Annotated in this window: 13 protein-coding genes; 9 read left to right on the top strand and 4 right to left on the bottom strand. The window is 39.2% G+C overall.

Going from position 1 to position 14357, the window contains the following annotated elements:
• Positions 1-10: 10 nt before the first annotated feature.
• Positions 11-385 carry a nucleotide excision repair endonuclease gene (locus tag QE429_RS15490; protein ID WP_307288173.1) on the bottom strand — a complete coding sequence of 125 codons (375 nt, stop codon included), beginning with the start codon at positions 383-385 and terminating at the stop codon, positions 11-13.
• Positions 386-554: 169 nt separating this feature from the next.
• On the opposite strand from QE429_RS15490, the gene QE429_RS15485 reads away from it, so the two are divergent.
• Positions 555-947: a hypothetical protein gene (locus tag QE429_RS15485; protein ID WP_307288172.1), complete on the top strand. Its 393-nt coding sequence runs from the start codon at positions 555-557 to the stop codon at positions 945-947.
• 49 nt (positions 948-996) lie between these two features.
• Here QE429_RS15485 and QE429_RS15480 read toward each other — a convergent pair whose 3' ends face one another.
• A complete protein-coding gene (locus tag QE429_RS15480; RefSeq protein WP_373463262.1) occupies positions 997-2040 on the bottom strand; it encodes a putative glycoside hydrolase in 1044 nt (347 codons plus the stop codon).
• A gap of 214 nt (positions 2041-2254) precedes the next feature.
• Between QE429_RS15480 and QE429_RS15475 the strand changes: the two genes are divergently transcribed.
• On the top strand, positions 2255-3772 hold the full coding sequence (locus QE429_RS15475) for a helix-turn-helix domain-containing protein (protein WP_307288170.1): 1518 nt from the start codon (positions 2255-2257) through the stop codon (positions 3770-3772).
• 476 nt (positions 3773-4248) lie between these two features.
• Here the strand turns inward: QE429_RS15475 and QE429_RS15470 are convergent, their stop codons facing one another.
• Together QE429_RS15470 and QE429_RS15465 are read right to left on the bottom strand one after the other, a co-directional pair.
• On the bottom strand, positions 4249-5208 hold the full coding sequence (locus QE429_RS15470; RefSeq protein ID WP_307290844.1) for an IS3 family transposase: 960 nt from the start codon (positions 5206-5208) through the stop codon (positions 4249-4251).
• Entirely contained in the window at positions 5136-5429 is a 294-nt protein-coding gene (locus QE429_RS15465) for a transposase (protein WP_307288169.1), read from the bottom strand. The genes QE429_RS15470 and QE429_RS15465 overlap by 73 nt, the downstream gene beginning before the upstream one ends.
• Before the next feature lie 400 nt (positions 5430-5829).
• On the opposite strand from QE429_RS15465, the gene hutU reads away from it, so the two are divergent.
• From hutU to QE429_RS15430, 7 genes are all read left to right on the top strand, one after another.
• Positions 5830-7503, top strand: a complete 1674-nt coding sequence (gene hutU / locus QE429_RS15460; RefSeq protein ID WP_307288168.1) for a urocanate hydratase — start codon at positions 5830-5832, stop codon at positions 7501-7503.
• Positions 7504-7528: 25 nt separating this feature from the next.
• Complete coding sequence (gene hutI, locus QE429_RS15455; protein WP_307288167.1) at positions 7529-8821, top strand: imidazolonepropionase; 1293 nt, start codon at positions 7529-7531, stop codon at positions 8819-8821.
• Entirely contained in the window at positions 8799-9794 is a 996-nt protein-coding gene (locus tag QE429_RS15450; RefSeq protein ID WP_307288165.1) for an agmatinase family protein, read from the top strand. Before hutI ends, QE429_RS15450 begins: the two co-directional genes overlap by 23 nt.
• A gap of 60 nt (positions 9795-9854) precedes the next feature.
• A complete protein-coding gene (locus QE429_RS15445; RefSeq protein ID WP_307288163.1) occupies positions 9855-11192 on the top strand; it encodes a YjiH family protein in 1338 nt (445 codons plus the stop codon).
• Positions 11193-11361: 169 nt separating this feature from the next.
• On the top strand, positions 11362-12369 hold the full coding sequence (locus tag QE429_RS15440) for a serine/threonine-protein kinase (protein ID WP_307288162.1): 1008 nt from the start codon (positions 11362-11364) through the stop codon (positions 12367-12369).
• 85 nt (positions 12370-12454) lie between these two features.
• Positions 12455-13570, top strand: coding sequence for a glycosyltransferase family 4 protein (locus QE429_RS15435; protein WP_307288160.1), 1116 nt, complete (start codon positions 12455-12457; stop codon positions 13568-13570).
• Positions 13567-14343 (top strand): HipA family kinase, encoded by a 777-nt coding sequence (locus QE429_RS15430; RefSeq protein ID WP_307288158.1) that lies wholly within the window; start codon positions 13567-13569, stop codon positions 14341-14343. The genes QE429_RS15435 and QE429_RS15430 overlap by 4 nt, the downstream gene beginning before the upstream one ends.
• The last annotated feature ends 14 nt before the right edge of the window (positions 14344-14357 follow it).

Raw genomic sequence — 14357 nt, 5'->3', positions numbered from 1 at the left:
TATGTCTTCTTTATTTATAGAATACTTTATCGATATTGTATTTTGCTTTTTGTGTATTAATAATATAGGTCTCATAAATTTCTCTTTCCATAGCGTCCTCTATTACACAAACAGCAATCTTATATACCTCATGGCGGTGGAGTTTAATTGGAGATACTTGGTCCTCAAAGTGACGTTTTACACGTGGTCTTAACTTTCTTGCCTTACCAACGAACAAGAGTTCATCATCGGCATTAAAAAATAAGATAATACCACCTTTATCACGTGGAATTTTATTGTAATCAGTAAATCCATAAACACTGCTTAGTGGCGCCTCAACTTTTTCTCCCACCTGCTTATTCTTCGTGATCACTATATCTGGATTTGGTATATCAATTTTAATCATATAAAAATTTCGCTCCCAACTTAATATAAACAGTCATTCCGTTTTGTTTTGTTAAGAGTTTATTATAACATAAACTTTAAACCACAAACAAAAGGCTTTCATTTTCTTTTCTAGTTGTTTTGTTATAATGAAAGAAAAACTAGTAAATATGATTAGGTGGAATTGTTGAATGCGATTAATTGTTAAAACACAAGTGCTGGCCATTTTAGTTTCTATTTTGTGGCTTTTTTATGTACATATCGTTGCTTATTTTGATCAGCCAGAACGTGCTCTGGAATATATTAACTTTTTTGTTTATGGATTGGCAGCTCTTGTGGGAATTGTCTATTTTCTTTTAGCCAAATATTTTATCGGTAGAAATTGGATGGCGTTACTATTAGTAGTAATTCCTTTTCTACTGATTTATCAGCCCTTGGTCCTGCAGGTTTCATTAAGATTCATGAAGGATGGAAATGGGGATGTAGTTAATTTTATCTCGCTGTCTACTGGAACTGTGCATCTTTTGGCTTTAATTATTGGATTAGCGTCTGCCGTTTTGTTTTCTAAACCCGCGGTAAAATAATATAACGATAAGAAGAGGTTTGACTCCAAGGCAAACCTCTTCTGACTATTTATGGGGTATAATCCACATTTGCTGTATAGTTGTTTGCAGCATTCCAAATTAAAAATTCTTGAATTCCTTGTGACTGTAAGGCCTGAATTTGATCTTCAATTTCTTTTTTTCCATAAACTTTATAATTACCTTTTCCAAGCCAAGTTGCGGTAAAATCCTGAAGCCACGGCCTGGATATCGGTGGGGAGGCTAGTAATTTCAATCTGGTCTTTTCCACCTTTGCATATTCTTCAACCAATCGATAGGGCTCAAGATCCGGTTTAGCAATTCCGAAATTTCCGGTCCAATGGCTGGGATAAATCATAGCTGAAATAACATCCACATGTTCAGCAATTTTTGAGAAGTTTTGTCCAATCCCACTTGCCTCAGGAATAACAGTGGCATTTCCAAAGGTATCAACAGACATTTTTACTTTGTAGGGATAGAGTTTCTCTTTTGCATATTCAACAAACCCTGTTACGGCAGCTACTCGGTTACTTCCTTCTTTTTTACCCATATAAGAAAGAGGTTTCTCAAGCGTTTCAAACTTTTCGGGAAATCTTACGTAATCAAATTGAATTTCCTTAAAGCCAAGGTTGACTGCTTCAATGGCCATCCCAATATTATAATCCCACACTTCTGTTCGAAATGGATTGGTAAACGAATCTCCACGTGAGTTCTTCCAGATTCCATTAGAAGTCTGAAAACTCCAGTCTGGGCGAGACGAGGCTAAAACATTATCTTTAAAAACAACAATTCTAGCGATTGGATAAATATGATGCTCTGTTAACGTCTTAATAAGTGTTTTTGGGTCTTTAATATAAGGTTGGCTAGCTCTGTAATAGGGTGAATTTTTTTCGGGTATGAAAGTCAAGTTACCGTGGTCATCCTTAATATCAATCACCATTGCGTTCAAATCAGTCTTATCGACGAGATTCAGAAGTTGATTGAATTTCGGACCATTTGTGCTGGATGCTTTTACATAAATCCCCCTAATGGGTTCTTTTAGTTGTTTACTGCTAGCGAAAACAGGCTGATTGTAAAAAAATAAAAATGAGACGATTAATAATGTAATAATTCTTTTCACATACTCACCCCTAATTTTTTTATTAGGGTTTACATACTAAAAGGAATTCATTCTGCTTCTAAAAAAATGGCTGTGTTAGAGAACATTGTTGATGTTTAACCCCTGTTGATTGGAGCGGAATTCAACATACTAGTTTAACAAAGCTAAAAAAATGAATCTTATCCAACCTTTTTAAATAGTGTACACTGAAATGGACATAGCAGTTAGAAGGGACGAACGTACAGTGGAAGGAAAATGGCTGATTGCCGATCGGGATTTAAATGAAAGAGAAGGGCTAAAATGGCTGTTAAAAACTTCATCCATCCCAGTTACAGACATTTCATTAGCGGCTGATTTTCAGGAGTTTATTTTAACATTTGAAAAAGAATGTCCTGATATTGTATTAATGGAGTTGGATATGATCACAAAAGAAGAATGGTCTACCTTCCGTGACCTCATGCATATCTATGATCCTATCCTACTTCTAACTAGCGCAGAGGCGACGTTTGAAAGGGCTCGTCTAGCTATTGAAATGCAGGCCCTAGATTTAATGATTAAACCCTTTTCAACAACAAAGGTGAAAACAGCCTTTCAAAAGGCTTCACGAAAACTGGGGAGAAACGTCCCATCAGTACCTAGAATAGAGAACTATAAAGAACTGACATATGAGGCTTTATTTATACCACAAACATCTGACACAGAAAATTTCCATATGGCTGCATTTCAATCTGAAAGTATAGACATGGTTAGCACACTACATTCCTTTTTGGCTGATTATCCATTCAATGATTTACATGGGAGTTTTGTACTGACTGATATGGTTATTCTCTTGTTCAAAGAGAAATGTCACAATAGTACGGAGCAATGTCAAAAAGCCATGAGGAAATGGGAAGAGGAGTTCTCAGATCCACTTGGAATTGTTGTCTACAGTGACCAACACTCAACGAAAACCTTGAATGAAAAGTATTCTGAAGTCAGAAAAATGCTTGATTTTACCTATTATAAAGGATATCGGCAGGTTGTTGAGTTCAAGTATTCACTAGACTGGGAACACATGGATCCATTCTTAGCACCGCCAGAGCAAAGGGACTGGGTTGACATGCTCAATGCTCTCGATATAGAAAATATAAAGAAGCGGCTGTACGATGAATTTCTACAATTAAAAGAACCCTATCCTGATCCCGGGTTAGTCAGAATTAGACTAACAAGTATCCTGGCTCAAATCAGACGGTTTATGAAGACGTACCAGTTAAATGAAGATCCCATGTATGAAAAGGAATATCGTACGATCTTCAATTCCATCCTTTATGATACCGTGCTCTATCGAACCGTACAAAATCTGATCCTGTTTATTCAAAAAATATTTCATGGGGCAGAATTAATGGCCCAAAGCCTCAAACAAGATCCGATTGAACGTGGAATTTCCTTTATGGAGAGTAATTTTTCGAATAGAAGCCTCAGGTTGGAGGATGTCGCGCAATATGTGGATCGAAATCCTTCCTACTTCAGTCATCTGCTGATTACGAAAATGGGATCCAGCTTTACAGAGGTGTTAACAGGGATAAGATTGAAGGAAGCGACGCGGCTATTAATAGAAACACGAAAGCCCGTCAAGGAGATTGCCATCCTTGTGGGCTATCAAAATGCCAATTATTTTAGCCGAATGTTCCGTGAATCCTATAACATGTCACCACGGGAGTTTCGTATGCAAAAAATGAATAGGGGATAAATAGCAGACTCAGTGTTCATACTGGGTCTTTTTTGTTTATAGGTTTAGTTGATAAGTTCAGACAGAGGTAGGTAAAAAAAGCTCAACACTGTCAGAAGTTTGTTCAAGATCTGACAGAGGTAGGTAAAGAATGCCCAACACTGTCAGAAGTTGGTTCAAGTTCGGACAAAGTCAGATGAAAATAAACCAACACTGTCAGAAGAATGTTTAAGTTCTGACAAACTCGGGCGAAAAAAGCCCAACACTGTCAGAAGTACGTTCAAGTTCAGACAGAGATAGGTAAAAAAAGCCCAACACTGTCAGAAGTTTGCTCAAGTTCTGACAGAGGTAGGTAAAAAATGGTCTTCTGTCAAGAAAGTAGACACTAAAATTTGAGATTTTAAAAGCCAAAACCACTACCGCACTTCGCTTGGTCAGGTATTAGAAATAGTCAATCGATAACCTTGATTGACTATTTCTAATACCAAATGGCTATCCTATGAGATATTTTCTACTTTATCTTGGTGGTGATATCTCTCAAATTGATTTGGTGAATAATGCCCTAAAGTCGAGTGTTTTCGTTTTTCATTATAAAAACCACTAATATAGGAATTAATTGCTTTTATAGCTTCGGCCCTGGTCCTAAAACGCCTTCTGTAAATCAAATCTTTCTTAATTGTGGCATGGAAGGATTCTATACAAGCATTATCGTAAGGGTCACCTTTTTTGCTCATACTTATATTCATTTTTTGCTCTTTCAAAATATCAATATACTCTTTAGAACAATACTGGGAACCCCGGTCAGAATGATGAACTATTCCTGTACCGGGCTGTCTTGAAATGATCGCCATCTTTAATGCTTGTATACATAACTCTTTCCTCATGTGTGAGGCAAGACTCCACCCCACAATTTTTCTGGAGTAAAGGTCCATTACAGAAGATAAATATATCCAGCCTTCTAAAGTCCAAATGTACGTAATATCAGATACCCAAACTAGATTAGGTTCTTCTACGTCAAATTGTCGGTTAAGCAGATTAGGATAAATATATAGGTCATGATTGGAATCTGTTGTGACTACAAACTTCTCTTTCGACGTTGCCTTTAATCCCATTTCTTTCATCATACGAGCCACGGTTTTTTGTGAAATGATATAACCCCATTCCACAAGGTCAGCGTGAACTCTAGGACTTCCATAAGTCCCAAAACTTTCATGAAAGGACTTACTTATTTTCTGTTTGATCTCCGAACGATAGACTTCTTTCTCAGATTGCGGTTGGTTCTGCTTCTTCAGCCATTTATAATAGCCACTCTTTGAAACGTTTAGAACTTCACACATCTTCTCCACAGCGTGCTCATCAGAGTGGGCTTGAATAAAGGTATATATTACGCTTGGTTTTTCGTGAAGATGTGCATCGCCTTTTTTAAAATTTCGTTTTCCTCTCTTAACTGTTGTAATTCTTTCTCATGTTGCTTTTTTAATTTTTCAAGCTCTTTAGGTGTAATGTATTCCTTACCTTCCTGGCTAACATTTACTTTCTCCTTATACGCTGCCACCCAACGACTAACAGTCTTATAAGAGATCTCTAATTCCTTAGAAACATCTGTGGCTTTTTTCCCTTCTTCAACAACTAACTTTGAAACATAATCTCTGTACTCTTGAGTATGATGTTTCTTCATATGAACACGTCCTTTTAAATGATGATTGTATTATAAACTAAATCTCATTTATACGTGTCCACTTTTTAGACTAACCTCAAAAAAGCCCAACACTGTCAGAAGTTCGTTCAAGTTCTGACAAAGATAGGTAATATAACCCAATACTGTCAGAAGAAGAGGTAGTGTTAGACAATGTCGCTGTGTTTCTATTCAGATTATTGATCCACCCAACATAAATTCAACTCAATAAAACATAAATAAAATACAACTAACTAAAAATATTATAGATTTAAAGGGTTTGTACAAAAAATATCTATCAATAATATAAAATAATTACCCTTTATCTATTAACGTATTCGTATTTTTCAGAAGATTTTATTTTTATAATAAAAGTAGAATATTAGATAAGGGAGTGGAATGAATGGAGACAAATACTAAGAAATCTAGAGTGATTGAAAATTATAAAGGGACAGAATTGCACGCGAAAGGCTGGATTCAAGAGGCGGCACTACGGATGCTAATGAATAATCTTGACCAAAATGTAGCCGAACGTCCTGAAGATTTAGTGGTTTATGGCGGAATCGGAAAGGCAGCTCGTAACTGGGAATCCTATGATGCAATCGTGAAAACTTTGCTTGAATTAGAAAATGATGAAACAATGCTCATCCAATCCGGAAAACCGGTGGCTGTATTTAAATCACACAAGGATGCACCGCGTGTACTGCTTGCAAACTCCAACCTGGTACCTGCTTGGGCCAATTGGGAGCATTTTCATGAACTCGATAAAAAGGGCTTAATGATGTATGGGCAAATGACAGCAGGCAGCTGGATTTATATCGGAAGCCAGGGAATTGTGCAAGGAACATATGAAACGTTTGCTGAACTTGCACGACAATCTTTCGCGGGAACTTTAAAACATACAATTACTTTAACAGCAGGACTTGGCGGAATGGGCGGAGCTCAACCGTTAGCTGTAACAATGAATGATGGCGTGTGCTTGGCTATTGATGTGGATGAAACAAGAATTGACCGCCGATTGGAAACAGCTTATCTGGATGTTAAAACAAAGGACCTGGATGAAGCCTTAAAAATAGCACATGAAGCTAAAGCTGAAGGAAGAGCGTTATCGATTGGTTTACTGGGCAATGCAGCTGAAATTCTTCCAATTATGATTGAAAAGGGCTTTAATCCAGATGTGTTAACCGACCAAACCTCTGCACATGATCCGCTGAATGGATATGTACCAGTTGGTTTTACCTTAGAGGAAGCAGCAGCCCTTCGTAAAGAAGACCCAGTGAAATATGTGAAGCTCTCTAAACAAAGTATGGCCATCCATGTGAAGGCAATGTTAAAGATGCAGGAAAAAGGGGCAATCACTTTTGACTATGGAAACAATATCCGTCAGGTGGCAAAAGATGAAGGAGTGGAAAATGCGTTTGATTTCCCTGGATTCGTTCCTGCTTACATCCGTCCATTGTTCTGTGAAGGAAAAGGTCCTTTCCGCTGGGCAGCATTATCCGGAGACCCAGAAGATATTCGGAAAATTGACGAAGCATTACTCCGTGAGTTCAAGGATGATGAACATCTTTGTAAATGGGTGAAAATGGCGCAGGAAAAAATCAGCTTCCAAGGACTCCCTGCGCGTATTTGCTGGCTTGGGTATGGAGACAGAGCTCGCTTTGGAAAAGTCATTAACGATATGGTCGCTTCAGGAGAAGTATCAGCACCAATCGTCATCGGCCGTGACCACTTGGATGCAGGTTCGGTAGCCTCACCAAATCGTGAAACAGAAGCTATGAGAGATGGAAGTGATGCGGTTTCCGACTGGCCAATCCTTAACGCAATGATTAATGCGGTTGGTGGAGCAAGCTGGGTTTCACTACATCACGGCGGCGGTGTAGGAATGGGATATTCTCAACATTCCGGAATGGTAATCGTAGCAGATGGAACGAAGGATGCGGAAATCCGCCTTCAAAGGGTACTTACAACAGACCCTGGTATGGGTGTAGTTCGTCACGCAGATGCTGGCTATGAGCTTGCTATTAAAACCGCAAAGGAAAAGGGCATCAAAATGCCAATGTTACAACAGGACTAATTCCGAGACTGAGAGGATGATAGATATGAGTAAGGCAGTTTTTATCAGAAATGCTTCTCAGCTCGTAACCTTACAGGGGAGTTCAAAAGCTCCCCTTGTAAAAGGAGCGATGTCTGAGCTTGGCATTATTGAGAACGGAAGCGTTTGGATTGAAGACGGAGTGATTCAGGCTGTAGGTAAAGATGAAGAGCTAGTCAAGAAGTTTGCTAGTCGGATGCATGAAGCCGAAGTAGTGGATGCGAGTGGCAAGCTGGTAACACCAGGCCTCGTCGATCCGCACACCCATCTTGTTTTTGCCGGAAGTAGAGAAAATGAATTTAATATGCGCCTTCAAGGGGCGACATATATGGAGATCATGAATGCTGGCGGAGGAATTCATGCGACTACACGACGGACACAATCAGCAACACACGATGAACTTTTTCAGGAGAGCTATGAGCGTTTAAATCAATTTTTGCGCCACGGGGTTACGACAGTGGAAGCGAAGAGTGGCTACGGAATGGAATGGGATACCGAGCTAAAACAGTTAGAAGTTGCGAAACAATTAAATGAACAGCACGTGGTTGATGTAGTAGCAACGTTCATGGGAGCACATGCGGTTCCAAAGGAATATAAACAAGATCCAGATGAGTTTGTGAGGTTGCTAGTCGAAGAAATGATCCCTACGGTTGCAGAGCTGGGACTTGCTGAATTTAATGATGTTTTTTGTGAACACGGGGTGTTTACGCCAGAACAATCTCGTATAATCCTTGAAGCAGGGAAGCGTTACGGGTTGATTCCAAAAATCCACGCGGATGAAATTGAGCCGTATGAGGGGGCTGAGCTTGCGGCAGAAGTAGGTGCGATTTCTGCAGACCATTTATTAAGAGCCTCGGAAAAAGGGATGAAGGCAATGGCGGAAAAAGGGGTCGTTGGAGTATTACTTCCAGGAACTGCCTATTTCTTAATGGCTGAATCCGCTAACGGACGAAAAATGATTGATCTCGGTGTACCAGTGGCACTTTCGACAGATTGCAATCCAGGTTCTTCACCAACGGTTTCTTTACCATTTATTATGAATCTTGGCTGTTTGAAAATGGGAATGACACCTGCAGAGGTAATAACGGCCGCTACGATTAATGCAGCACATGCCATTAACCGTGGAAGTGAAATCGGTAGTTTAGAAGTTGGAAAAAAAGGGGACATAACCGTATTTAATGTGGGGAACTATATGAAACTTCAATACTCTTATGGTGTGAACCACACAGATACAGTAGTAAAAAATGGTCGGGTGGTTGTTAAGGGAGGGCAATTAGTTGAAAAGCTTTCTTTATCCTAAATTGAATCCACCGAGTTTTACTTGGGTAAAACCAGATAACGGAGATAGAGTGGAAAAGGTTCATGAATGGATTCAACCACTGACTGCTGACTCGGATCCCGAACAATGCAAGGACACTGATTTTGTAGTAGTCGGTGTGCCTCTTTCCCGCTCATCAATTAGTGCGTCAGGAGCATCTGAATTTCCAGATGCTTTCAGGCGTTTATGGAAGGGCTTTACTACTTATAATCTGGATGAAGATATTGATCTTTCTAACATGACGGCGGTGGATGCGGGGGACGTTCCTATGCATGTCACCGATATCCGCAAATGCCATGACAATATCATTGCGGCTTCTAATGCACTGCATCAGCATTTCGGCACATCCACGGTGTGTGCAATTGGAGGCGATCATTCGATAACAGCCATGATGGTAAAAGGTCTGCATCAGGCTAAACCGCAGGAGAAGATTGGAATCCTTCAGTTTGATACCCATTTTGATTTAAGGGACCTATCTGATAATGGGCCGTCAAATGGGACTCCGATGAGGAACCTAATTGAGAGTGGGACGGTAGAACCTAGTAATATGTATAATATCGGTCTTCATGGTTTTTTTAACACGAAAGATTTGAAGCAATTTGCCGATGAAAAAGGGGTTAACTACTATACACTTCGTCAAGCAAGAAAAAAAGGAATAGAAGAAACAATCCGCCACTGTTTGGAGGAACTAGAAGCCAAGGTGGATACGATTTACTTAACCGTCGATATGGATGTTCTAGATATTGCGTATGCACCAGGAGTACCTGCATCAACGCCAGGTGGAATGACAACAGCAGAACTGCTAGATGGGGTACTAGCAGCTGCCAAACATCCAAAAGTGAAAACAATGGACATTGTCTGCCTTGACCCGCTTAAAGACACCCAAGTTCAACCAACAGTCAAACTCGGCACACACATATTTTTAACCTTTTTAACAGGGGTAATGTTGCGATAGGTGACAGGCACCAAAAAGGATTTTTGGTGCCTGTCACCATAAATGACAAGGGGGATGGAAATGGAAAATCAAACTGTAGTGAATGCGAAGCAACCAGAATTACAGAATAGTAATATGTTGAATATGGTAAAGTTTTTTGTTTTCAGTGCTATTGGTATTTTTGTATTCTTTGTACCGATTACTTTAAATGGAAAATCCTCAATTATGCTCGACCACTTTGTTTCGGCTATTCAATTAGCCGTTCCTAGTATTTTGCCTTATTATGCACTTTTAGTAATTTTATTAGGGGCAGTTTATCCTTTCTATAAGAAAACTTGGAGAAAGGATACGGTAACGTTAATATTTTCAATCTTGAAAATCCTGGGTTTTGTTGCAGGGGCTATGTTCGTTTTTAATGTAGGTCCAAAATGGTTTTTTAGTCCGGATATGGCACCATTCCTTTATAACAAACTAGTGATTTCGGTAGGGTTATTAGTTCCAATTGGCTCTGTATTTCTTGCTTTGTTAGTAGGGTATGGTTTGCTGGAATTTATCGGAATATTCATGCAACCAGTCATGCGGCCGATTTGGAAAACGCCCGGAAGATCGGCTATTGATGCGGTTGCCTCTTTTGTAGGTAGCTATTCTATCGGTTTGTTGATTACGAACCGTGTATTCAAAGAAGGAAAATACTCTATCAAAGAAGCAGCCATTATTGCTACAGGATTTTCCACGGTTTCAGCAACATTTATGATTGTAGTAGCGAAAACACTAAATCTGATGGACATGTGGAATGCTTATTTTTGGATTACGCTAGTTGTTACATTTATCGTTACTGCTATTACAGTTCGAATCTGGCCATTATCAAAAATGAGTGATTCCTACTACCAGGAGATGGAAGGCGACCAAGAGGTCATCATTAAAAAAGATCGAATGAAAACTGCTTGGAAAGAGGCCATGATTACAGCGAATGAATCACCGAGCTTTGGTAAAAACATATGGGAAAATCTAAAAGATGGCTTTGTCATGACCATGGGAATTTTACCATCCATCATGTCGGTTGGGTTACTCGGTTTGATCTTGGCCGAGTTTACACCTGTATTTGATTGGCTAGGATATATTTTCTATCCATTTACAGCACTTGTTCAGCTGCCTGATCCTATGCTAGCAGCCAAGGCTAGTGCAGTGGGCATTGCAGAAATGTTTTTACCTGCCTTGTTAGTGACCAAAGCAGCAGTTGTAACGAAATTTGTGATCGCTGTTGTATCCGTCTCTTCCATTATCTTCTTTTCTGCAGTGGTACCGTGTATTTTATCAACAGAGATTCCACTCACAATTGGAAAGTTAGTAGTCATCTGGTTCGAAAGAGTAGTACTAACGATATTACTCACAGCACCACTTGCATACTTACTTCTATAAAATTTGGTGCCTGACACCCCAAAAAACTCTCGCCAGCATTTGTTGGCGGGGTTTTTTGTTCATTTGGACAGTAGCCTGTACATTTTAAGTCCTCTTTGAATTAACTATATTAAGCGATACTGCATAAGTAGCTTTCTTTTTTATTCAATTATTTATAAGGAGGGGAAAAATGGATACTGAACAATTAAAAGAATGGATGAAACAAATTGAAGTGAAAAACCTGATCAATGCTGACGTAGAGGTCGTTAATAATTCACCATTAGTTTTACTTGGGAAAGGCAGGCAAGGTGCCGTCTTTCAGGTGACGGATGATATTTGTGTAAAAGTATTTGGGAACCCGGAAGATTGCGACCGCGAACACTATGCCTTGTCCCTAGGCCAGCATACGGACCTATTTCCAAAGATTCATGCGAAAGGTCCGCTCTACATTGCTATGGATATTATTAGAGGGGTAGATGTGCGTGAATATCTTCAATCACAGCCATTAACTCCAGAACTTTCTGCGAAGTTAATTGACATGTTAATCACTTTTAAGGCAATCGGTTATGAACGGATTGATCATCATAAAAGGCAGATTTATATTCAGCCAGACGGCAATTTGAAAGTAATTGATGTGGCAAGAACCGTATGGAGAGATCGGGTGTATCCATATCCAAGGAAGCTTTTAAATTCCTTAGGGGATGAAAATAAGGCTATTTTCTTAGCACATGTTCAAGAAATGGCTCCTGAATTATATCAGGAATGGCTCCACTATATTCGCATGGAAGAGTTATCCCGTGAGATTTATCAAATACTTCTTCCTCAAAAACCGGATAAGGACAAGATCAAAAATCTAAGCAAAAAGATGTTAATAAGAGATGATGAAGAACAATATGTTCTCCAATTACATGGCTTAGTTCATAAGGTGTTTAAAGAAGAATGGATTAAAACCATGCTTGCCCGTGGCAAGGATCCTGAAGCTGTGATGGAAAAAATCGATAAGTATTGGGATGAGTTGGAACAATCTCGCATGCAGGAACAGGATAGAGGAGTAAAACGCTTTGAAGGAGAAATTGACCGAGGCGATGGAAAACACCCTGGTAGAGATAAAAAACGCGATCAGCACCGACGATTTGAAGGTGAAAGATATGATAGGCATTTTCGTGGTAAAAAGAGCAAAAAAAGCAAGAAAAAATAACATTCCACCATATCATTACTGATCCATAAAATGCGTTAAACGGATGTCTAAGGAGGACCCTAAATACTGACAAGGAGAAAGCTAAATGAAAGTACTAGTAATCTGGCGACTGCTCACTGTTGGCGGAGTAAATGCTGGATGGCGAAATCGCTCCATTTATTTTAAGAATCATGGCATTGATACCGAATTTCTTTACACAACTGATCATGGCGGGCTCCACATCATGCAGGACATTGCTCCTGTCTATTTAACGAAGGATGAAAAGGAAATTCAAAAAATTATTAAAGATAATTGTTATGATGCGATTATTATTGTTGATACGGGTGCGGCATACAAATGGGTTCGAAAAGCCAACTTTCAAGGACCTGTTATTGTAGAAGCCCGAACACCTGAACTAATTAAGCTTATGCCCCATGTAAAATCTTTTAAAGGAATTCAACCCGAATTAATCATCGTACCCTCTCAATATCAAAAACGAATTGTTTCCATATTAACAAATAATGTCCCCATTGAAGTCATATACAACGGTGTAGATACTTCTTTTTTCCGTGCATTAATGGAAGAGGAAATTGATTTTCAAAGTGAACCAATACTTCCAAATGATAAAAAAATTATCGGATGGATTGGCAGATTGGACAAACGTAAAAACTGGCCGATGCTACTTGAGATTGCAAAAAAGATTAAGAATGAACGAGACGATATTGAGATTTGGGTCATCGGTGGAGCACAGAGTGTACAGCGTGAAGAATTTACGGCAGCCTGGCAGCAAGAGCAGCTCACCGATATTATTAAATGGTTCCCGGTCATTCCATATCAGCAAATGCCTCATGTCTATGCAAAGATTCGTCAATCTGGTGGATGTACTCTTGCAACCACTAAATCAGAATCCTTTGGAAATACCTTCATTGAATCAATGACCTGTGGTGTACCTGTTGTGGCATCTAGAATGATGCCAGTAACAGAATTAGTGGTTGAGGGGGAGACAGGCTTACTATTTCGTGGACAAAATGTCGAAGATGCCGTCAATCAAATATATGGAATTATTGATGATCCAATACGCTTTCAACAGATGTCTCAGGCTGCAATTAATAGAGTTCAACAACATTTTTCCATCCAAACAGTTGCAGATGCATATGTGAATTTATTAAAGAAAATTGTCCAAAAGGGCGGAGAGGTAAATGGGGAGGGGGAGATGAGATGATTACTCCTATTGCCTATCGAAAAACATTAGAAGGAAAGTCTAATGCTCACTTAATAAGTTTTAGTGATGGACATGACTATGTGGTAAAGTTCTTTCAGCCTGGGTTTGAGAGAACTTTACCAAATGAATGGGTGGGGTATTGTTTAGCACGATATCTCGGTCTGCCGATTCCATTTGCCCGGTTAGTAGCGATACCACCAGAGTTTATTGCGCAAGTTCCTGAACTGAAAGTCATGCACCATACCCAATACCAATTCGCTTCTTTATATGTTCCTGATTGTATGGACGGTCATCAAACGCCAAATATTTCTAGTATTAGTAATCACCAGTCATTAGCAGGTGCCATCTTGCTAGATTACTGGCTTTGCAATCGCGATCGTACGCGTAAAAATATAGTCTTATGTGAGGAAGATCCAGGACAATACCAATTATGGATTATTGATCATGCTGAGATTTTCGGTGCATACAACTGGATTGCCAGTGATTTAGAGGACATGTCAGAGCAGTTATTGAAGAGCGCTACACATCAGATTATGGCAAAATTTATTGAATCGGAAAATAGTTTTACGGATTATTTGGAACTAATCCAGACCATCCCTATATTTTTAATTGAGGAAATCATCTCAATGATTCCAGAAGATTGGATGGTAAGTAAAGAAGAGAAAAAAGCCATGGTCAGTGCCCTAGTGACGAGGCGTAAAAGTGTTCTTCCACACCTCATGGAGAGATTTTTGAAAAAAATTTATCTCCCTTTACATGATAATAGTATGTAAATTCTTAAACAAAG

This window comes from Bacillus sp. SORGH_AS_0510, from assembly GCF_030818775.1.
Classification (GTDB): Bacteria; Bacillota; Bacilli; order Bacillales; family Cytobacillaceae; genus Neobacillus.
The sequence above is the reverse complement of the archived record's forward strand: the minus strand, read 5'-3'. Positions and strand labels throughout refer to the sequence as shown.

What these genes read in the sequence shown, in the direction of transcription:
- hutI (WP_307288167.1), top strand. Translation starts at nt 7,529, where the DNA reads ATGAGTAAGGCAGTTTTTATCAGAAATGCTTCTCAGCTCGTAACCTTA.
- QE429_RS15435 (WP_307288160.1), top strand. Translation starts at nt 12,455, where the DNA reads ATGAAAGTACTAGTAATCTGGCGACTGCTCACTGTTGGCGGAGTAAAT.
- QE429_RS15430 (WP_307288158.1), top strand. Translation starts at nt 13,567, where the DNA reads ATGATTACTCCTATTGCCTATCGAAAAACATTAGAAGGAAAGTCTAAT.
- QE429_RS15475 (WP_307288170.1), top strand. Translation starts at nt 2,255, where the DNA reads ATGGACATAGCAGTTAGAAGGGACGAACGTACAGTGGAAGGAAAATGG.
- hutU (WP_307288168.1), top strand. Translation starts at nt 5,830, where the DNA reads ATGGAGACAAATACTAAGAAATCTAGAGTGATTGAAAATTATAAAGGG.
- QE429_RS15490 (WP_307288173.1), bottom strand. Translation starts at nt 385, where the DNA reads ATGATTAAAATTGATATACCAAATCCAGATATAGTGATCACGAAGAAT.
- QE429_RS15485 (WP_307288172.1), top strand. Translation starts at nt 555, where the DNA reads ATGCGATTAATTGTTAAAACACAAGTGCTGGCCATTTTAGTTTCTATT.
- QE429_RS15445 (WP_307288163.1), top strand. Translation starts at nt 9,855, where the DNA reads ATGGAAAATCAAACTGTAGTGAATGCGAAGCAACCAGAATTACAGAAT.
- QE429_RS15440 (WP_307288162.1), top strand. Translation starts at nt 11,362, where the DNA reads ATGGATACTGAACAATTAAAAGAATGGATGAAACAAATTGAAGTGAAA.
- QE429_RS15465 (WP_307288169.1), bottom strand. Translation starts at nt 5,429, where the DNA reads ATGAAGAAACATCATACTCAAGAGTACAGAGATTATGTTTCAAAGTTA.